At 56.8% G+C, this 20,178-nt stretch carries 17 protein-coding genes; 14 read left to right on the top strand and 3 right to left on the bottom strand.

What is annotated here, in order from left to right:
* Positions 1-16: 16 nt before the first annotated feature.
* Positions 17-943: a bestrophin family protein gene (locus tag QD461_RS20235; RefSeq protein ID WP_414089363.1), complete on the bottom strand. Its 927-nt coding sequence runs from the start codon at positions 941-943 to the stop codon at positions 17-19.
* A gap of 291 nt (positions 944-1,234) precedes the next feature.
* Here QD461_RS20235 and QD461_RS20230 point away from each other — a divergent pair, with 291 nt between their 5' ends.
* From QD461_RS20230 to QD461_RS20200, 7 genes are all read left to right on the top strand, one after another.
* Positions 1,235-3,502 (top strand): FdhF/YdeP family oxidoreductase, encoded by a 2,268-nt coding sequence (locus QD461_RS20230; protein ID WP_414089362.1) that lies wholly within the window; start codon positions 1,235-1,237, stop codon positions 3,500-3,502.
* A 49-nt stretch (positions 3,503-3,551) separates the two neighbouring features.
* The gene (locus tag QD461_RS20225) at positions 3,552-4,970 is read left to right on the top strand and encodes a cytochrome ubiquinol oxidase subunit I (RefSeq protein WP_414089361.1); all 1,419 of its coding nucleotides are present in this window, start codon (positions 3,552-3,554) and stop codon (positions 4,968-4,970) included.
* The gene (cydB, locus tag QD461_RS20220) at positions 4,967-5,974 is read left to right on the top strand and encodes a cytochrome d ubiquinol oxidase subunit II (protein WP_414089360.1); all 1,008 of its coding nucleotides are present in this window, start codon (positions 4,967-4,969) and stop codon (positions 5,972-5,974) included. Before QD461_RS20225 ends, cydB begins: the two co-directional genes overlap by 4 nt.
* Entirely contained in the window at positions 5,974-6,099 is a 126-nt protein-coding gene (locus QD461_RS20215; protein ID WP_414089359.1) for a DUF2474 family protein, read from the top strand. The genes cydB and QD461_RS20215 overlap by 1 nt, the downstream gene beginning before the upstream one ends.
* Positions 6,100-6,121: 22 nt before the next feature.
* Positions 6,122-7,396, top strand: coding sequence for a gephyrin-like molybdotransferase Glp (gene glp / locus QD461_RS20210; protein ID WP_414089358.1), 1,275 nt, complete (start codon positions 6,122-6,124; stop codon positions 7,394-7,396).
* A gap of 218 nt (positions 7,397-7,614) precedes the next feature.
* Positions 7,615-8,025 (top strand): mechanosensitive ion channel family protein, encoded by a 411-nt coding sequence (locus QD461_RS20205; RefSeq protein WP_414089357.1) that lies wholly within the window; start codon positions 7,615-7,617, stop codon positions 8,023-8,025.
* A gap of 355 nt (positions 8,026-8,380) precedes the next feature.
* Positions 8,381-8,587 (top strand): CsbD family protein, encoded by a 207-nt coding sequence (locus QD461_RS20200; protein ID WP_414089356.1) that lies wholly within the window; start codon positions 8,381-8,383, stop codon positions 8,585-8,587.
* Between the two features lie 613 nt (positions 8,588-9,200).
* On the opposite strand, the gene cls is transcribed toward QD461_RS20200, so the two are convergent.
* Complete coding sequence (gene cls / locus QD461_RS20195) at positions 9,201-10,601, bottom strand: cardiolipin synthase (protein ID WP_414089355.1); 1,401 nt, start codon at positions 10,599-10,601, stop codon at positions 9,201-9,203.
* A 610-nt stretch (positions 10,602-11,211) separates the two neighbouring features.
* On the opposite strand from cls, the gene QD461_RS20190 reads away from it, so the two are divergent.
* Positions 11,212-11,889, top strand: a complete 678-nt coding sequence (locus tag QD461_RS20190; protein ID WP_414089354.1) for a type 1 glutamine amidotransferase domain-containing protein — start codon at positions 11,212-11,214, stop codon at positions 11,887-11,889.
* A gap of 302 nt (positions 11,890-12,191) precedes the next feature.
* Here QD461_RS20190 and QD461_RS20185 read toward each other — a convergent pair whose 3' ends face one another.
* Positions 12,192-12,389, bottom strand: a complete 198-nt coding sequence (locus QD461_RS20185) for a hypothetical protein (RefSeq protein WP_414089353.1) — start codon at positions 12,387-12,389, stop codon at positions 12,192-12,194.
* An 802-nt stretch (positions 12,390-13,191) separates the two neighbouring features.
* Here QD461_RS20185 and QD461_RS20180 point away from each other — a divergent pair.
* The 6 genes from QD461_RS20180 (at position 13,192) to QD461_RS20155 (ending at position 20,065) form a co-directional block, all read left to right on the top strand.
* Entirely contained in the window at positions 13,192-13,407 is a 216-nt protein-coding gene (locus QD461_RS20180; protein ID WP_414089352.1) for a hypothetical protein, read from the top strand.
* On the top strand, positions 13,397-14,089 hold the full coding sequence (locus QD461_RS20175) for a CDGSH iron-sulfur domain-containing protein (RefSeq protein WP_414089351.1): 693 nt from the start codon (positions 13,397-13,399) through the stop codon (positions 14,087-14,089). The genes QD461_RS20180 and QD461_RS20175 overlap by 11 nt, the downstream gene beginning before the upstream one ends.
* Positions 14,090-14,720: 631 nt before the next feature.
* Positions 14,721-16,649 carry a mechanosensitive ion channel family protein gene (locus QD461_RS20170; RefSeq protein WP_414089350.1) on the top strand — a complete coding sequence of 643 codons (1,929 nt, stop codon included), beginning with the start codon at positions 14,721-14,723 and terminating at the stop codon, positions 16,647-16,649.
* A 92-nt stretch (positions 16,650-16,741) separates the two neighbouring features.
* On the top strand, positions 16,742-17,023 hold the full coding sequence (locus tag QD461_RS20165; protein WP_414089349.1) for a hypothetical protein: 282 nt from the start codon (positions 16,742-16,744) through the stop codon (positions 17,021-17,023).
* Between the two features lie 550 nt (positions 17,024-17,573).
* Positions 17,574-18,251, top strand: a complete 678-nt coding sequence (locus QD461_RS20160) for an invasion associated locus B family protein (protein ID WP_414089348.1) — start codon at positions 17,574-17,576, stop codon at positions 18,249-18,251.
* Between the two features lie 20 nt (positions 18,252-18,271).
* Positions 18,272-20,065, top strand: coding sequence for a ShlB/FhaC/HecB family hemolysin secretion/activation protein (locus QD461_RS20155; protein ID WP_414089347.1), 1,794 nt, complete (start codon positions 18,272-18,274; stop codon positions 20,063-20,065).
* Positions 20,066-20,178 lie beyond the last annotated feature (113 nt).

Here is a 20,178-nt window from a genome sequence, read left to right as displayed (position 1 = left end):
GCTGGTGGGATTGCTCTCAAAGGAGAACTGAATCTACCGGGACAGCCATCTCGGGAAGCTCCTTCTCCCCCAGAGCCTCGCGCAAGGTAATTTCGATTGACCTGGCAATGGCCGCGATCGGAAGGTCGTTGGGCATTGTTCCGAACGGCATCTCCAACTCATCGCCCAGAGCATCGAGCCCGAAGAATGTGTAGGCAATGATACCGGCTGCCAAGGGGGTGATTGGTCCCAGCATATTTGCAAGGCCGAACGGCAGGAGAAAGCAAAAGAGATATGCTGTCCTGTGAAGCAGAAGTGTGTAACCGAACGGAACCGGCGTATTGCGCAGCCGCTCGCAGCCGGCAATCACATCATTCATCCCGGAAACCGTACGGTCGAGGATGCCGAACTCGATGTCAGTGAGGTAGCCTTTGCCAGACAGGCGGCTGAGGCATTCCCCCATCAATTGCAGAATGTAATTGGGAGAGTTCGAAGATTGGAGAAGTTGGTGCTGCTCTTCCCGCGATAATAGGGTCTCGACATTTTGACTTAGCCTGTCGCCGTAGCGCAGGTGGCGCACGAGATCTTCCACCAGGACGATGTTCAGCCGGATCAGTCGTTCACGTCCGGCCGCAGCCGGCTCCTCATGCTGTTGTAGAATGAGGGTCTGACGCGCCAGATCACGGCTTCGAGCGAGAAGATGACCCCATAGCCTTCGACCTTCCCACCATCGGTCGTAGCATGCGTTGTTGCGAAACCCGAGGAAAATGGAAAGGGTCAGCCCGATCAGATAGAACGGCGCTCCGTCGACGAGCGGGACGAGCTTGGGATCTCGTATGTGTGCCCATACGACGATTGCCGACATGACCATGACGATCAGGACGCGCGGGTAAATGCGTCTGATCACCGATCCTCGAACTTCGAGAAAGAGACGGAGGATGTTCGGAGTTTCCCGGACGATCATGTTTCACCTGGTTGCCTTCGGATTCGCAATGTGGGGCGAGGGGCCAAGACCTCGTCATGACGAATTCGATGCGGGAGCTGGCGTGACGGCGTCCGCCCCATCGCATCTACAAATTGGTTGAGTTTGCAAACATCGTGCCAGTTCGCTGGCGCCATGTTCTCAGTCGGCTGAAGGCGGAATCTGTTGCCTGATGGACAAAATGTCCAAAAAATTGAGACAAATTGTCTATGGAAATCAATAGGATAACGTGATTTACTGCTGACGATCAAGCTGTTGCGGAGCGCGGGAACTATGGTTGACAAGAAGGCGCATTTTAAAACCTACGATCATCCCGCAGGTGGATGGGGCGCCGCGGCCGCCACGGCGAAAGTGCTGTTGGAACAAAGCGTCGTCACCAAGGGTTCGAGAGCCCTTCTCGCCATGAACCAGCCCGGCGGGTTCAAATGTCCAAGCTGCGCCTTTCCGGACGCCGATTGTAAGAAGACTTTGGAATTCTGCGAGAATGGCGCCAAGGCCTTGGCGCATGAGGCGACGAAGTTTCGGGTCACGCGAGAATTCTTCGCCAAGCACACGGTTTCCGAGTTGATGGAGCAGTCGGACTACTGGCTCGAAATGCAAGGCCGCTTGACCGAGCCGATGCGCTATGACGCCACGACTGACAAATACGTACCCTGCGATTGGGAGACAGCCTTTGAAACGATCGGCAGGCACCTGAGGTCACTTGAAAGCCCGCATCAGGCGGAATTCTACACATCGGGGCGCACGCCGAACGAGGCCGCCTTCCTTTATGCCGTCTTTATCCGAGAATTCGGCACCAACAATTTCCCCGATTGCTCCAACATGTGCCACGAGCCCACCAGCCGAGGGTTACCGCCGTCGATCGGAGTAGGGAAGGGCACCGTAATCCTCGAAGACTTTGAGCATGCCGAAGCGATCTTTGTCATCGGGCAAAACACCGGCACAAATTCGCCGCGCATGATGACCAACCTCGTCGAAGCTCGTAAGCGCGGTGTTCCGATCGTGGCGGTCAATCCGATGCCCGAGCGCGCACTCATTCGCTTCACCGAGCCCCAGGACATGATCCAGATGGCGACGTTCGGCTCGACCCCGATCGCCAGCGAGTTCGTGCATATGAAAATCGGCGGAGACCTTGCCTTCCTCAAGGGTATCATGCGCGTCATGTTCGAGCGTGAGGCCAAGGGCGAAAAGATCCTGGACCACGATTTCATCGCGACCCACACTGTCGGGCTCGACGCCATTCGCGACGAGGTCATGACCCATGGCTGGCCCGAACTCGTCAGAGCGTCGGGGTTGGAGGAAGACCAGATCCGGCGCTGTGCCGAAATATATATTCGCTCGCGTGCGACGATGATCTGTTACGGGATGGGCCTGACACAACATCAGGATGGATCGCGACTGTTGCAGCAGGTGGCGAACCTGTTGCTTCTCAAAGGGAATTTTGGAAAGCCCGGGGCCGGAATATCGCCGATCCGCGGGCATTCGAACGTCCAGGGCGATCGTACCGTCGGGATCGATGAGAAACCGACCGAAGAGTATCTGGACAGGATTCGCGACGTTTTCGGCTTCGAACCGCCGCGAGAGCATGGCCATCACACTGTTGAATCCGTGGAGGCGATGGAGAATGGCACCGCCAAAGTCTTCATTGGCATGGGCGGAAACTTTGTTCGGGCAATTCCGGATACGGAGCGCTCCTATGCAGCGATGAGCAAGCTTGCCCTGACGGTGGGCATCACGACGAAGCTCAATCGTGGCCACGTGGTCCACGGCAAGGAGGCGTTGATTCTCCCGGTTGTCGCAAGATCGGAATGGATCCGCACCGCCGAGGGCGAGCAATTCGTCACGATCGAGGACTCGATGTCCAATGTCACCGCCTCGCGCGGGGTGTTAACGCCAGCCAGCGAGCATCTGAAGCCAGAGGTCGAGATCGTTTGCCGCATGGCGATGGCGGCACTACCCGAAAGCAAGGTCGAATGGTGGAGCTTTATCGATGATTACAATCTGATCCGTGACAAGATTGCCGCCGTCTTTCCCGAGATCTATTCGGACTTCAACGAGAAGATCAAAAATCCGAGGGGATTTCATCTGGATGTGCCGCCTCGCCGGCTTGTCTGGCCGACAAAGAATGGCAAGGCGAACTTCCTCATGCTGCCAGGCCTGGAGGTGAATGCACCGGTCGCGGATCCCTCAATGCTGAGGCTTGCCACCGTCCGGTCGCATGATCAGTTCAATACGACGATCTATAGCTATAATGATCGCTATCGCGGCGTCTACAACGACCGCATGATCCTGTTCATGAATGAAGCCGATCGCCTGGAGAGAAAACTCGAGGCGGGCGCGCGCGTTGCGCTTGAGACGATTACCGACGATGGCGTCCAGCGCCGGGTGGAGGGGCTCACGGTTCTAGACTATCCGATGCCGCGCGGCTCGGTCGCGGGCTACTATCCCGAACTCAATCCGCTTCTACCGCTTGAATACTACGACAAGATCAGTGGCACGCCGGCGGCAAAGTCGATTCCGGTGCGGGTTCTATCTGCATAGAGAAGCGTTGGCCAGGTCGCCGAAGACCGGAACAAGGGGGAGATGGAAAGTGCTTGAGACCCTGGATCCCGTCATTTTGGCAAGAGCACAGTTTGCGTTCACTGTCTCGTTCCATTTCCTGTTTCCGGCCTTTTCAATCGGGTTGGCCAGTTTCCTCATGGTGCTTGAGGCGCTTTGGCTGAAAACCGGAAACGGTGTCTACGCAAATCTATATCGCTACTGGCTCAAGATATTCGCCGTCGTCTTCGGTATGGGCGTCGTCTCCGGCGTGGTCATGTCCTATCAGTTCGGGACCAATTGGTCCGTGTATTCCCAAAAGGCAGGCCCCATCATTGGTCCTCTGATGGCCTATGAGGTGCTCACGGCCTTTTTCCTTGAAGCCGGATTTTTGGGCGTGATGCTCTTTGGAATAGACAAGGTGGGGAGGGGACTGCACTTTTTCGCAAGCTGCATGGTTGCCCTGGGCACCCTCATTTCCGCAACATGGATCCTGTCGGTCAACAGCTGGATGCAGACGCCAACCGGCTTTGCGATCAACGCGAGTGGCCAATTCGTTCCGGCCGGATCCTGGCTTGCGATCATCTTCAACCCGAGCTTTCCGTACCGTCTTCTCCATACGGTACTTGCAGCCTATCTGACCACAGCATTTGCCGTTGGCGGCGTCGGCGCATGGCACCTGTTGAAGAACAAGTCCAATCTCGGTGCCCGCAAGATGTTCTCGATGGCGATGTGGATGGCTCTCTTTGTTACACCGATCCAGATCGTTGCCGGCGACGCGCATGGTCTGAATACTCTGGAGCATCAGCCGGCCAAGGTTCTTGCGATGGAGGGAGATTATCAGCCGCACCCCGAGGGCGCCCCTTTGATATTATTCGGCCTGCCGAGCAATGAGGAGGCGCGAGTCCGCTACGAAATCTCGATACCTCATCTCGGATCACTGATCCTCAAGCACGACCCCTTTGCGCCACTCCCGGGATTGACCGACATCCCTCGGGACCAATGGCCGCCGGCTCCAATCATTTTCTGGTCGTTCCGCATTATGGTTGCGCTTGGCTTTGCCATGCTCGGTGTCGGTCTGTGGAGCCTTTTCGCTCGCCTAAAACGAAAGCTCTATGAGTGGTCATTGTTGCATATTGTTGCCGTTTGTATGGGACCGGCAGGATTTATCGCGGTTATTGCCGGCTGGGTCACGACCGAAGTCGGGCGCCAGCCGTTCACGGTCTACGGGCTTTTGCGGACGGCGGACTCCCATTCCCCGCTCGCGGCGCCAGCCGTGGCGATTTCCCTCGTCGCATTCATCGTCGTTTACTTTTTCGCGTTCGGATCGGGCATTTTCTACCTGTTGCGGCTGATGTCCAAACCGCCGGAGCCGCATGAAAGCGAACCGCCCCAGGTTCCGCAGCGCGCCGCGGGCATTACGCCCGCGCCAAGTCTCGGTGCCACGCTGCCCCTGGAGGATCGAACATGAGCGAATATCTGGATCTCACCACGATTTGGGCCATGATCATAGGTTTTGCGGTGTTTGCCTATGTCGTCATGGATGGCTTCGATCTTGGGATCGGCATTCTATTTCCGACATTTGCCGTGGGTGCCGAACGGGACCAGGCAATGAATTCGATAGCACCCGTCTGGGACGGCAACGAGACCTGGCTTGTCCTTGGGGGCGGAGCTCTTCTGGCGGCATTTCCGCTTGCCTATGCCATCATTTTGCCCGCCACCTATCCGTTGGTCATCGCCATGCTGCTTGGATTGGTTTTCAGAGGCGTTGCTTTCGAGTTTCGCTGGCGCCATCCGCGTCACCGGGCGTTCTGGGACAGTGCCTTTTCGCTCGGTTCGCTGGTGGCGGCCTTGTCGCAGGGCATCATGCTGGGGGCAATTCTTCAAGGAGTACACGTCGAAAACCGGGCCTACGCGGGCGGATGGCTCGATTGGCTCAGCGCGTTCAGTCTGCTGACCGGTGTCGCATTGGTAGTCGGATATGCTTTGCTCGGAGCCTCGTGGCTGGTCTGGAAGACGGAGGGCACCAGTCTGCGGCATGCCCAAAAACTGGCGTTCTGGCTCGGTGCTGCCACACTTTGCGCTCTCGGGGCAGTAAGTATCGCAACGCCCTTTCTTACCTATGACTATTGGCGGCGCTGGTTCGCAATGCCGGGGGTTCTGCTCACGGCACAGGTTCCACTACTTGTCGTCGTTTCCGCAGCGCTGTTCTTCTGGAGCCTCAAGCGCGGGATGGAGCGGCTCCCCTTCGTCATGGCACTGGCAATATTCCTGCTTGGATTTGCGGGTTTAGGCGTCAGCATCTACCCCTATATCGTGCCCCGCTCGGTGACGATATGGGATGCCGCTGCGCCACCCGAAAGTCAGTGGTTCATGCTGATCGGGGCCATCATCATCATTCCGATCATCTTGATCTACACTGGCTGGGCCTATTGGGTATTCCGCGGGAAAGCCGGAGTACACGGATATCACTGATGAAGGCTGGTACCTCCTCGATCTGGAAACGCCTGGGTTGGTTCGTCGCGATCTGGGCGGCGAGCGTGCTTTCACTCGCAGTCGTCGCGCTTTTGTTGCGACTGATCTTGAAATCCGATGGCTGAAGTATGACAGGCCGAGGCGCGAATGGACGAAAATCTTATGATTTCAAAAGGTGAGTGCTCAGCCGGTGACAAGGGCATTCCACTGGCTCCAGGTGAGGCGCTGGCAAGGACCCTGGCCCAGGTCACACCGGTCGCACAGAGCGAGCCTATTGAACTCGCTATAGCCAACGGCCGCGTGCTGGCCGAGGCACCATTGGCCAGTACCTCCGTCCCACCCTTCGACAATTCGGCGATGGATGGCTACGCAATCAACACGGACGATTTGGACGGCATTGGTCCGTGGACATTGCCGGTGATCGGTACCCTGGCTGCCGGTGGTTTCGCCCGCCCAGTACACAGGGGGCGATCGGCTTTGCGGATTTTTACAGGCGCGGCACTTCCGAGCGGTTTCGACGCCGTTGTCATGCAGGAGCGATGCGAACGAAAAGGAGATGACGTCACCATCTTCGAGCGCCCTCGATCTGGTCGAAACATCCGGCGAGCCGGCGAGGATGTTTGCAAAGGTCAAGTATTGCTCGGCGCCGGTGACGTTCTAACGCCTGAGCGCCTCACGCTTCTTGCCGGTGCCGGCATCGCTCAGGTGCAGGCGTTTAGGCGATTAAAAGTTGCCATCGTATGTACGGGATCGGAATTGAGATCTGTTGGCGAGCAGCTCGAACCGGGACTCATCTACAATTCGAACGGTATACTGGTGAACTCGACATTGCGCAGTCGGGCCTGGATCGACGTGACGGACCTGGGCGTTGTGCGGGACGATCGCCAGATGCTGACGGATGTCCTTTGCAAGGCCTCGATGGATTGCGACGTGGTCATCACCACGGGCGGGGTATCTGCGGGCGATGAGGATCATGTGGCGATCGCGGTGCGTGAATGCGGCGGGTTTCTGGATGTAATGAAGGTTGCCATGCGGCCCGGCAAGCCCGTCAAAATCGGGCGTCTTGGAGGGGCGTTGTTTGCGGGATTGCCCGGAAATCCGAATGCAGCCCTGACCTGCCTGCGATACATGGTTCTGCCCGCCTTACGCAAAATGGCGGCAATATCCGATTTCGAGACGAAATGGTGCCCGGCGGTCGCGGCGACTGCTTACCCCAACAAGCCGGATCGGACCGAATTCGTGCCGTTTCGCACCGTGAGCCGCGATTCTGGCGGCCTGCCGCGTGTCGAGTTTCTGGGAAACGGCTCGTCCGCGAACTTGTCGGCGATCGCGATGGCTGAAGGCATTGCCCGTTTGCCAAGTGGCGCGGGGACAACTGAGCCCGATGCGCGGCTGGAAGTTTGCTATTTCGCAAGCGATTAGCGCCGAGGAGCGGTGCCCAAACCGCCAGCATCCAGTGTTTTGCTCTTGTTGGCCGATTCAGCAAAGGACAACTCTTGTCGATAACTCAATTTCTAAGCCCCGATCGAATTTCGGGTGCTCTCCTGCTCGCAGGGATCTTCATAGCTCAAGGCCTAATCCTGTCCTGGCTTGTGCGAAAGGCCCTGCAGACCGCGTTGCGTCACGATCAGGCAGCACGCGTGGATGCAATCACCCTTTCGTTTCTCAGTCATCTTGCCGTCCTCGTTATCTGGTTACTCCTGGCGACATCCTATGCGCATTTGATCCCGGCTTTGAACAAGCTTGGCACGGCGCTGCTGGCGGGCGTGAGCCTGGCCTCCGTCATTTTAGGATTTGCCGCGCAAGCGACGCTAGGCAATCTCGTTTCGGGAATTAGCCTTGTGCTCTACAAGCCGTTTCGTCGCGGCGATCGCCTGCAAATTCATGCACCGACTGGTCTCGAGACTGGCGAGGTGGAGGATATATCGCTTGGTTACACAATCCTCAGAACCGATGATCAAAGGCAGATCATCATAGCAAACTCGACGATGGCGCAACAAACAATGATAAAGCTCTCGCAGGCATCATTGCCCGGTCCAGCCAAAGATTGAGGTAAGATGAGACCATCAGGGACTCTAATCCGGTCGATCAAGCCTCGAGGAAGAATCCATTCTGCCAACGCGCTCTTTGGCGCTAGACGGCAGCGCTAAGCCTCAATTTTCACAAAGGTCAAGCTGCCAGGCAGCAGGTGAACGGCGACCAGCCATCCTCGACGGATGGACAATTTGATCCCCGTTGTCGTGAAAAACTGTCTTTCCGGTGATGGATCCCCATCGTAGCATGTTGATATAATTATGCTTTTCTTCTGGCATGCGTATTGCTTGGAAACCATGGCATAGCGGCTGACGTGCGTTTTTGGATGCGCCGCCTGCTTTGAGGAGGAACCAGGGAACAGAGGAGACGAGAATGAACTGGGATCGCATTGAGGGAAACTGGAAGGCAGCCAAGGGCGCGATCAAGGCAAGCTGGGGCAAGCTGACTGACAACGACATCGATATCATCAATGGCGACAGGGAGAGACTGGAGGGCAAGCTCCAGGACCTTTATGGCTATGACAAGAGCCAGGTTCGCAAGGAAGTCGACAAGTGGGCCAGGGAGGCGAACTGGGATTGATCCCAAGTCGGCCCCCGTGGTCGAGGCTGCAGTGCTCGTTTGCGTGCGATCATTCCTCGTCCACGACACTGCGGCCCCTGATGCCTCAGGTTTGGAAATTAGCACTCCGGTACCGCATCGAAGCGTGCCGCAAAACGACATCTTCGACGCCGTGGACTGCAGCACTTTCATCGCCGACATCGGGATTGCAACAAGTTCCCGTTGCGGCCTGTTAAACCAAGTATGACGATGAGGATAACGACATGTCCAAGGATCATGACAGAGCATCACATGGATCACAGGATGCAAGACGCCACAAGCTTGATCATCAGACGCGGGATCAGTGGCTTGACAAGGATTCCACGCTCCAGGCCGCGTGGCAGGCTTCAAATATGTCGCGAGATGACTTTATCCGACACAACGAGGGTATGATCGATAAGGTTATCGCCGAAAATCGGGAGAAACACCGGTAGAGATCTCGGCGATCGCCAAGCCAATAGAGAGAGCCGTTTCGGACAGGATCGTGGTGAATCCCGATCTTGGCTCCGATCGGCCAGTGTAACGAAGGCAGCCTTCGCCCCGTCAGGTCAGTCAGGCGATTACTTGGTCCGACCTGGCTGAGGGCGGAGGCTCATCAGAGCAGCGAATTCACCATGCGCGCCGCGTTCTCGGCGACCTTTCGAAGTGGCGACCGCTTTCTCCAGGTCTCAAGATCAATGGAATCCGCGTTTTCCAAATAACCTCGCTGGATCGCGTCAACCTGCGCGATGGATTGAGCATCATAGAGGAGCATACTGACCTCTTCGTTCAACTGGAAGGAGCGCAAGTCGACGTTGCTTGATCCTACGATCGCTAAGGTTCCATCAATGCCGACGTTCTTGGCATGCAGGAGATAGTCTCGATAAAGGTGTATTCTGACACCGGCTGCGAGCAGGTCTTCATAGTATGAGCTTTGGGATAGATGGACGAGGCGTTGATCGACCACCTCCGACAGGACGATATCCACCGTTACGCCCCGAACGACCGCCGTCCGCAAAGCGCCGAGAACATCCTCATCAGGTATGAAATACGGGGTCACCAGAACGACTCGCTCGCGTGCCTGGTGCACTTGCCACACCAACAGGGACTCGAACCCCTCAAGGCGATAATCCTCTCCGCTGGGAAGAAGCTGAGTCTGAGCGGATCCTGCCTGCTGGGGTGGGACGGTGCTCTCTTGCGAAGGCAGTTCGCCCGTTTCCATGCTCCAGTCACCCCGTATGACTGCATCCATTGTCGTGACAATTGGCCCTTCCGACCGCACGACCAGTTCATGGTTCGTGATCCCCGGACGGAAGTCCTTGGCGACCAGATTTTGTGATCCGGCATAGCCGATCTTGCCGTCGATGACGAAAAGCTTCCGATGATTGCGCATATCGCCGCGTGACCGAAGCTTCGTGAACCGCAAGGGAAGAGCTTCCTGCGTTTCGACGCCCTGTGCCTGAAGCATGCGAAGTGTTCCTCGACGCCACCGATGTGATCCGACCGGATCGAACATGACCTTCACGTCTAGTCCGCGAGCCCTTGCACGGCCGAGTGCGTCAGCGATCCGGCGACCGACAATGTCGTCGGCAAAAATGTAGACGAGGATATGGATGCGAGAAGTTGCGGCATCGATGTCGTCAACGAGTCTGTCGATCACAGCGTCATAGTCGTCGATCAGCTCGATCCTGTTTCCTGTCGTGGCAGGAAACCGACCCAGGGCCGACGCCAGCTCCGCAATCGGCTGCCTTTCGCCCAGAGCCGCGCGGAAAGGCCGGAGAGCATCGACGGTCGACGCAAAGAACGGCCGCAAGGCCTGGAATCGAACCTTTCGCCATTTTGGAAACCGGTCGCTCCCGATGACGAGAAACAGAACAATGCCGGGAATCGGAAGGAAGAAAACCAGCAATATCCATGCGCGGGCGGCCGCCGGAGAACGGTGGCGCGGGATAAGCACAATGGCAAGAAGGCGTATCAACCATTCTGCATAGACCAGCAGCTCGTAACTCAGCTTCATTTTCCCTCCGATCGCCCGAGATCGAGCCGCCAAGGCGCATATCGCCACAGTGCTGTTTGCCCTAAAGCTCTGCATAATCATCCAGCAAAATCAAATAATTCCTTCCTGATGAAATGCACCGACGATCAGACTTTTTGGCTTCTATCTGGAGACATTTTGACCGCCGAACAGAGGAAGCCCAGCTAAGTCCCTGAAGTTTCGTTGCTGTCGAGTTGGCACGTAGGTTGCTAGCCTGACCGTATGACAAGTCTTCAGAGGTTGCATTGGTAAACCCTGATCCGTGCCGGTTGGAACGTCTATTGCTGGACAAGCCCGTTGGTTTTGCAGTGAAGTCCGATGAGATGGTAATCTATAGGCTATGAGTGGGTCGCGACCGCGTAGAGGTCGTCGTGTCCTCTCCTGCGCTATGGCCTGACGCCGGAGATTTCGGCAAGCGATCGGCAGCTCAAGCTATGTGATCCTGCCGGCACCTGGCGACCTTTCCGAATGCGGGCCAGTCTGTCGGCAAGGGAACTCAGCATGCCCATCGAGCACCCGGGACATCGGCACTTAATGCACGGATCCTTACCATATGAGCCTCGCGTCCAACCGCCAACAAGGAGCAGTAACCATGAGAATTTTGATGATCCTCACTTCGCACGACAAGCTTGGCGACACAGGTAAGAAGACCGGGTTTTGGCTGGAGGAGTTTGCCGCGCCCTATTACACCTTCATGGATGCCGGTGCACAGGTCGTATTGGCTTCTCCCAAAGGTGGCCAACCGCCGCTTGATCCCAAGAGTGACGAACCGAACTCTCGTACGGACGCAACCCGTCGCTTCGAGGGTGACGCCGAGGCACAGGACGCGCTGGCCCATACTCAGAAGCTTGCTGCAGTCTCGCTGGAACAGGTAGATGCCGTTTTCTATCCGGGTGGCCATGGCCCCTTATGGGACCTTGCCGAAGATCCAGCGTCAATTCGCCTGATCGAAGCAACGGTCTCCGCCGGCAAGCCGCTTGCACTCGTATGTCATGCGCCCGGCGTGCTTCGGCATGTGATGGGCAAGGATGGCAAGCCGTTGGTTAACGGCAAGGAGGTGACCGGATTTACCAATTCAGAGGAGCAAGCCGTCGGCTTGGCAAATGTCGTGCCTTTCCTTGTCGAGGACATGCTGAAGGCAAAGGGAGGACATTTCTCGTCAGGTGACGATTGGCAAGCTCACGTCGTGCAGGACGGAATACTGATCACCGGGCAAAATCCAGCATCATCGGAGGAAGCAGCACAGATGCTCCTCAAGACACTCGGCTAGTCAAAGCCATATGAGACGGCGGATGACGAGTTGTCCGTCGCAGCAACACGGCTCGCTGTTTTCTCGTCGTCAGCAAGACGGTGCCTAGCCACCTCAATCAGGTACCCACGCCTCTCTTCCTTGGAAAGAGCTCTTAAGTCTTGCGTGACGAATGATCGGGCCTATCGTCGTACGGTTCGCTTTCGGCCATTGGTTGCTCGTGCATTGTATTATCTTGCCACAACCTCGCGACGTTCAGACCTGCTTTTCACAAAGCGGCATAAGATTCCCGCGCGGGCCGGTCGGAAAGGCTAGTGGTCTGGTCAATCCATATTCCGGAATGCGTAGCCATCGGCGGCGATTTCCTCGATAACGCTTGATGGAAGGAGGTCCGCCGCAGAGGTCCCATCGAAAATCCACTCCTTTGGATCGGCAAACTCCGGAAGGGCGGCACCCGTGCGAACGTAAAGGCCGACGGCCGGTTTCTGCTTGTTGAGATAGCAATCATACATCTCCATCATTCGTCTCCCCTTGAATGCCATCGGTTGAACTCTTCGGCTTGCTAGGCTATCCCGACCAGCAAGATCCCTCGGCCGCCATTTCGATGACGCCGGCAATACGCGTCGATTTCGGCTTTGAGAATCACGCGATCAGAGGGAGCCTCTCGTTCGTCTGGCGCGGTCATTGGCTAGGGGTTCAAAGCTAACGACAGAATTGCTCCGGCGTTTCGCGTCGCGTTCCTTTCTCCTCCTTGTAGGCTGCATTCTTGGCGCCTTTTCCAGCGGTACCCAGGTCAGAGGCCGTTGGATTTCGTGTGGTCCGCTCAGTGAGGTCGCCTGGTGCGAACACCTTCAACACGAACATTGCAACGATCATGCCAAACCTGGAATTGCTGTATTTTCAATACTTACACTCGGAAGAAAAAGGCGGTTCCGGACAAGATGTCGACAAAAGCCAAGACAGTCTGTCCGGCATGCAATGTTTCGGCCCACCAGGGATCCCATCGGGTTGCGTATTGTTTCGGGAGAAATGAGGAGTGGGATAAAGCGTGAAGCAATGGGTCCCTCTGATCCATTGGACATGATCGCGAAAACAAGTTGTGCGATAGGCCCACGCACCATTGCAGCATGCCGGAGCATTTGAGCGTCAACAACCTCGTTCGGGGGTATCTATCGCAACAAGCGACCCTCAGGCGCGGTTCGCATTCGACCGATAGGACAAACTGTCATCATGTCCCGGGGGCCGCTCGCAAGCCGTTGATATTCTGATTAGTGGCGACTGGCACGCATATTGCGTGAGGTGGCGAGCATTCGAGCGACGACCTTGGAGGTATTCGACGGTTCAAAAAGAGAGCATGATGGCAGCGGCAATGAGGACCCGCTTATGCATGAGGTCTTAGGCATTCGGCTCAGCCGCATTATGACCGCTATCGGCTTTTCGAGTGCGTCGATGCCGTCGACTGACCGCCATTGGCAGCATGTCGGACGGCCGGCCAAGGAACAGCAAGTTTGGGAAAGGGAGATCGCCAATGAAACATGATGTCGGTAATATCCATATAACAGTTACGCGTGACGGCCCCTACATCGTTACCGGTGAAGTCGCACTTTCAGAGCAGACCATCGGCGTCGACGCCAACGGTCAGTCAGAGCAATGGATCGCCACAGATTTACCCTCTCCGGGCAAGAAGTTTGCGTTATGCCGCTGTGGCCAATCCGGACATAAGCCGTTTTGTGATGGCACTCATGTGAAGGTTGGTTTTGACGGTACCGAAGTGGCGGATCGAACACCGTATCTCGTTAGGGCAAAGGAATATGATGGACCTGACTTGGTGCTGCTGGACCAGGAAAATCTCTGTGCGTTTGCACGGTTCTGCGATCCAAATGGTCAGGTGTGGAACGAGGTAGGCGCCGCGACAAGCCCACAGGCACGCCGGACTTTTATAGATCAGGTCGGCAAGTGTCCCGCAGGACGGCTAGTTGTCTGGGACAAGAGTTCGAACAAGCCGATTGAACCGCATTTGGAGCCATCAATCGGCCTCATTGAGGATCCGGCAGAGAGCGCAAGTGGACCGATCTGGATACGCGGAGGCATAGTCGTGACGTCCGCCGATGGCGAACAATACGAAACGCGCAACCGTGCCACGCTCTGTCGTTGCGGAGCCTCGAACAACAAACCGTATTGCGACGGTACGCACGCATCCATCAAGTTTCACGCGAAGTAGGCTGCCCCGCCGTCAGCTGGGTCGCGCGTGACTGCTAGGTAACCCGCCTCATCAGTTGACCGCATCGGCCCCATCTGGCGAGACATTTTATCCCGTTGAGCAGACAAAATGTCCGGCAACGTGGTTGTTTGGCTATCAAGCCCTTGATTTGTCGGCGTTTGGGATGTGGCACGCACGTTGCTTCCCTCGATTCATATCAAAGGACCAGACAAAAGTGCGACCAAGACCAATCATGCGAATGTTCGACCAAAACGCATCTGGTCAGTGAGACGTCTTGGTAGCCCAACGTTTCAATAACGGAGCTATCGCAGAAGGGATCAAGCTTGAAGTCTGCTGCGCTCATGCACAACGAGAATGAAGCCAAAGTGTCGTGCTTTGACAGCACGGTCGCGCGCCTGCTCAGCGCACGGGCGCCAAGCAGTCGGTGCACTGAGCGTTACCGGGAACCGGGGGGGCAAGCTTAGATTTCGCCCTTACCGTAACGTCAGTCGGCTCGAGGGGCGATGCTTTGCAGTGCCGACAGATATCCTCGGCGCGTGGTCCGGTGAGGGCAACTGTGAGCTGGTAGATTCATTGGGGCGCCGTCTCCTACCGTCACGCCTACCAGTCAATTTGGGAGGTCGCCATTTCATTGCCGAATATTCAAACGCTCATCGACAGCTTTGTAGACGGGCTCTCCACCGGATTGCATGGAATTCCGCATCTGTGGGACCTGGTTAGCACTCTCAGGGCCAGAATGATCGCGGAGGGTGCAGGGTGGAGCGTTCCGATTGACTTCGTGGCTCTTTTGCTCGGCGCCAGCATGGCTGCGATCTTGGTGCGCAGCATGATTGCACTGGCAGTGAACAACAATGCGTTCGAAATTAGCGGCCACTCCCAGCGACTAGGATCTGCTATTCGCCGATTAATGGCGGACCTCGCAGGCCTCATTGCCTTTGCGGCGTTTGGGTGCTTCGTCACGCAGGTTTTGGATATTGGCATGCTAGGGCGGATGATGATTGCGGCAGTCTTAGACTCATTCGTGATCGCCACCGGATACTGGATTGCTTCCCGGGTTCTTTTCTCGACGAGTTCCGATGGCCCGCTTGTGCAGTCGACGAAGCCTCAATTCCACATGACCATGCTTGTAGCATATGGGTTCGGGGCTGGTTTGCTCGGTGAGGTGTTGCAGGTCGCCGCCACGAGCGGCGTTAACGAAGCTGTCATCGCGGGTTGGCTTGTCGTCGGGGCGACCTTATTGATGGTGCTGAAGCTATGCTGGTTTCTGATTGGAGCGCACGACATTCGCAAAGCTTTTCGAGGCGCCGCGCCCGGGGGACTACGACGCGCGATTGCGATAGCGCTACCATGGCTATATGCAGGTTCGGCAATCGTCATATGGGCAGCCGGATGCATTGCTGTCGTCAGCCCCCAAAGGGTCGAGTGGAGCTTTGCGGCAGGGACAACACAGATCATGCTGCTGGTTTTGCCTGTTGCGGCACTGGGGATACACTCTCTTGGTGCCGGATATCTTTCCTCCGTCAGGGAGCGAGACGATCGCAGCTTTGCGCTGGCCGCGATCACCGCTGCCCTACAAACGGCAATCACGGGAGGCATCTGGTTCGTAGGTACATATCTAATCTATCGACTCTGGCAACCGCTTCTGTCTGCGGATGTCGATCGTGTCGCGGCTGAGATCACCCGCATGGTCGCTCGGGGTGCCGCGGCGGTGATATTGAGCTGGAGCGCATGGAGCTATCTGCATACATACTTCGAAGCTATGGCGCCAAGTCCTCGGGCGAGCCTCCCGGGGGATCGAGAAGAAATGGCCGTGCCGTCGAGCAGGCTTTACACCGTGATGCCATTTGTTCGCAATGCGCTGTTCATCGCGACGGTTGTCATCTCGATTCTAGTCGTGCTTTCGTCGCTTGGTATCGATACCGGCCCACTCCTTGCAGGTTTTGGAATTTTCGGGCTCGCTGTCTCATTCGGCTCACAGACCTTGATCAAGGATATCGTTTCGGGGATTTTCTTCCTGGCAGACGATGCCTTTCGTGTGGGTGAATATGTCGACACGGGCAAGCTTAAGGGAACGGTCGAGAAGATCTCTCTCCGTTCTCTCCAACTGAGACACCAGAATGGCCCACTTCATACAATTCCATTCGGTCAGATCCAGGCGGTCAGCAATTACAGTCGTGACTGGAGCACAATCAAATTTGAAATGCGCTTCGATCGCGACGCAGATCCCGACCAGATCCGCAGGACAGTGAAGAGGGTCGGAATTGCGATGCAGGAAGACCCTGATATCGGTGAGGAGTTTCTCGTTCCGTTGAAGATGCAAGGACTGCAGGACATCACCGATTCATCCTTGGTGGTTCGGCCTAAATTCACCGCGAAGCCAGGCAATCCGGGCATCCTGCAACGCGAGGCGATGAGGCGACTTCTGATTGCCTTTCGCGAGAATGGGATTCCATTGTCGTCAAACGCCGTCATTTTCCGAAGCGAGCATGATCCGGCCTCCGCGCCAAGCGTGGGAAGGGGAAATGCAGGCGATAGTGGAGTGATCGCGGCGCCGTCATAACTGGCAGGAGACCGCAAGGGCGCGTCCCATGGTATTCGATGCGGCGCATATGTCGCTTCAAGAGCTAGTAACTGCAACGAGGAGGATTTGGGGTGAGCAGAAAGGCCAAGCATGTACTGAGACTCTCTGAGAATGGTCTGATGGTGCCTGTTGAGCCGGAGGATCTCCAGACGCGCATCGATTACGAAGCTCTCATCCGCGCCGACTATGAGAGATGCCATCCAGGAGACACCCTAGATTTTCTCAAGCATCGGGCAAAGTTTCTGGTCGAAGACCAGGGCTTGCTGCTCCAATGGATGGAGGTTGCCGCCCGTAAGGCAAGCGACCTGCAATCCGAGATCGTTGATGAGGTCATCGTTTTGGTGAGAGATTAGTCTTTATGTGGCCCAGAGCGGGCGCGATCTGCTGGCTAGCCGGGAGAGCATCCGGGCTGTCAACGGGCGACGTGTCGGCTATTGGTCTGGGATGGCCCATCCGGACGTTCGAACTATCGATCCGTCCGGAGGGATTGGCGCGAAATCGCGTTGGGGTCAAAATCTCGCACGATTTAACTTTCGGGTCATGTATGGATGTATATGGGTCCCGCCCGATTGCTACATGTTGGCTGGATTAGGAACACCGGTCACAACGGCTGAATCAAATCATGTTGGGGGCCACCGGTTCGACTCCCTTCAAGAGCGACAATTTTATTCAATTATTGAGCGTTGGTGTTGCAGATTTTACACGCATATCTGAAAACGAGCGTGTGAGTCGCGCATGTCCTTGCTACTTTTTGCTGTACTTTTTTAGAAATCTGCTATTGAGCGGATCAGGCCTATGATCGGCTACGCCACCCAGTGGTGACCCTCCCTGAATTTTGACCGACATGCCGTTTGAGCAAGGTACGCCTTGCGCAAACGAATGGCTTTGACTTTGGGTATTTGTATGTCCCCCGCCAAAGAGCCCCTTTCCTTCAAGACCCTGACTTCAGCAGTTTTTCTTTCTTCGGTGTTGCTTGCATTTTCCGCGACCGGGCAGGAACAGCCCGCTCCGGCGGCTGCCAATACGTCGTCCGGCGCCAGCTCTACCCAGGCAGCTTCGCCTCAAACAGACGAACAGAAGCCCGCGCCTCAGGCTCGGGTTCAGAAATTCGACGACTGGTACTATCGCTGCATCGACGGCAAGGCAGCGGATGGCGCTGTAGCGGAGAGCTGCGAAGTCGCGCAGATCGCCACGGTCAAGCAGGGCGACCAGGACGTGAATGTCTTGACGCTGGCGGTTGCCAAGGGGGCGGCTCCTACTGCAACAGACAAGAAGGCGGCAAAGCAGCCAGCCAGTGAACTGGTGCTGACCACGCTCGTGCCGCTCAATATGTATCTACCGGCTGGCATCGGTATCGATGCAAGCGAGAAACCCGTCGTGCAGCTTGCTTACCGCAACTGCAATCAGGCGGGCTGCTGGGCACAGCAGAAACTGGACGCCAAGATGGTTGCAGCCCTTTCCAAGGCTTCTGATGGCACCGGTCATTTGCAGATGATGAATGGCCAGAAGGTCAACATCAAATTCTCCCTGAAGGGTCTATCTGCAGCTCTGGACGCACTGCAAAAGCCCGCCTCGAAGTAAGCGGAGGGCGGGAATAGCTCATGACACTGGCTTTAGGGGCGGCTCCGGTGCGGAGCGGCCGGGGCTTTTCGAAGTCGTCATCTCTTGTGGCGTTTGTCGTCGCATTGCTGTCGGTGATCCTGGTCTCGTCGAAGGCCGTCGCGCAGCAATCGCCGAACGACGACTTCGCGCGCCGTCAGGCGCAGGAGACAGAGCAGCAACGGTTGCAGAGCTTAGGTCAGATGACGCCAAAGCCGTCTCCGGCCGAAGCGCAGCAGCCGGCGGCGGCTGGCGGCGGTAAGGCCGGTCCATGCTTTGCGATCACCCATATCGAGGTCGAAGGCGTCAAGCAGTTTTCGGTGGGCGCGATCGATAAGGTCACTGCGCCCTATGCGAACCGTTGCGTCGGTGTCGGCGAGATCAACGTACTCTTGCGCGACCTGACGCATCTCTATCTTGACAAGGGTTTTGTGAGCTCGCGCGTCTACGTGCCGGCGCAGGACATCGCCAAGACCAAGGTGCTGCGCCTGGTCGCGGTCGAAGGCACGCTTGCCGACATCTACATCAACGGCAAGCCAGTTTCGGGTTTCGGCGCGGCGGGCTCCGGCGTGATCGCCACGGCCTTTCCGGGCATGAAGGGCGAGATCACCAATCTGCGCGATATCGAGCAGGGTCTCGACCAGATCAATCGTCTCACTTCCAACAATGCCAAGACGGCGATGCTGCCGGGCAAGGTGGACGGCACCTCGATCCTCAACATCGAGAACAAGCCCAGCCATCCCTGGCATCTGTCGGTCGGCAACAGCAATCTCGGCCAGGAGCAGACGGGATTTTCCAAGTCGTCGCTGTCGGCCGGCTACGACAACCTGTTCGGCATCAACGACCAATGGAATTTTGGCTACGAGCATGCCGGGCCGGATTATCCATGGCGCAATGACGGCCGCGGCAAGAGCAACAGCTATTCCGGCAATGTCAGCGTACCCTATGGCTACTGGACCTTCTCGGCCAACGGCTCGTGGTACGAATACGATAGTTCTGTTCCCGGCAATTTCGGCAGGCTGCAGACGTCTGGCGACAGCAAGCAGGTGGGCATCGGCGCCGATCGCGTCATCCTGCGCGACAAGGATTCGATCACCACTTTCAACAGCGGCCTGACCTACAAGGAAACCAACAATTTCCTGCTCGGCAACAGGATCGAGGTCGGCAGCCGCAAATACACGGTCGGCGATCTCGGCATCTCGCATTCGCGCCGCATGCTGGGTGGCCTCTGGGTGTTCGATCTCTCCTACAGCCAGGGGCTCAATCTTTTCGATGCCGTCGCTCCGGGCGATGCCGGCGCAGGCGACGCTGATCCCCGCTTCTCGAAGTTCACGGGCACGATCACCCTGACGCGGCCCTTCGAGGTGGCGCAGCAGCGCTTCGAGATCAATTCGATCGTCACCGGGCAATATTCGCCCGACAATCTGTTCGGGGCCGAGCAGATCTCGGCTGGTGGTTATTTCTCCGTGCGCGGCATGCGCGAGACCATGCTTTTTGGCAATAACGGCTTCTTCATTCGCAACGATCTCGTCTGGCGGACGCAGCCTTTTGCCGAGAATGCCGAGCTTGCAAAGATCCTCGGGGAGTTCAGGCCCTATGTCGGTCTCGATTACGGACGGATCGCACGCCAGGCCCGCTACCAGATCGCCGGTGGCGACATGTTCGGCTGGACGGTCGGCGCCAAGCTCGCCGGCGGCAATGTCAATCTCGATATGGGTTACTCGGATGTCCTTGGCGGCACCGTCAGCCGCCGCGACTCCGGGCTTTTGTTTGTCAGCACATCTCTGAGGTGGTGAGCGGATGGCAAACGGATTCGATCCTCGTGACCATCGTAACCGACACATTTTGTTCGGAGTAGGTTTACCTCAACCACAAGCCGAAATTGACTCTGGTCCTGCGACCATGGTCT

Source organism: Rhizobium sp. BR 314 (assembly GCF_047445805.1).
GTDB lineage: Bacteria > Pseudomonadota > Alphaproteobacteria > Rhizobiales > Rhizobiaceae > Rhizobium > Rhizobium lusitanum_B.
The sequence above is the reverse complement of the archived record's forward strand: the minus strand, read 5'-3'. Positions and strand labels throughout refer to the sequence as shown.

Coding starts and splice junctions, on each gene's coding strand:
- QD461_RS20235 (WP_414089363.1), bottom strand. CDS start 943: ATGATCGTCCGGGAAACTCCGAACATCCTCCGTCTCTTTCTCGAAGTT.
- QD461_RS20230 (WP_414089362.1), top strand. CDS start 1,235: ATGGTTGACAAGAAGGCGCATTTTAAAACCTACGATCATCCCGCAGGT.
- cydB (WP_414089360.1), top strand. CDS start 4,967: ATGAGCGAATATCTGGATCTCACCACGATTTGGGCCATGATCATAGGT.
- QD461_RS20215 (WP_414089359.1), top strand. CDS start 5,974: ATGAAGGCTGGTACCTCCTCGATCTGGAAACGCCTGGGTTGGTTCGTC.
- glp (WP_414089358.1), top strand. CDS start 6,122: ATGGACGAAAATCTTATGATTTCAAAAGGTGAGTGCTCAGCCGGTGAC.
- QD461_RS20200 (WP_414089356.1), top strand. CDS start 8,381: ATGAACTGGGATCGCATTGAGGGAAACTGGAAGGCAGCCAAGGGCGCG.
- cls (WP_414089355.1), bottom strand. CDS start 10,601: ATGAAGCTGAGTTACGAGCTGCTGGTCTATGCAGAATGGTTGATACGC.
- QD461_RS20190 (WP_414089354.1), top strand. CDS start 11,212: ATGAGAATTTTGATGATCCTCACTTCGCACGACAAGCTTGGCGACACA.
- QD461_RS20185 (WP_414089353.1), bottom strand. CDS start 12,389: ATGATGGAGATGTATGATTGCTATCTCAACAAGCAGAAACCGGCCGTC.
- QD461_RS20175 (WP_414089351.1), top strand. CDS start 13,397: ATGAAACATGATGTCGGTAATATCCATATAACAGTTACGCGTGACGGC.
- QD461_RS20160 (WP_414089348.1), top strand. CDS start 17,574: ATGTCCCCCGCCAAAGAGCCCCTTTCCTTCAAGACCCTGACTTCAGCA.
- QD461_RS20155 (WP_414089347.1), top strand. CDS start 18,272: ATGACACTGGCTTTAGGGGCGGCTCCGGTGCGGAGCGGCCGGGGCTTT.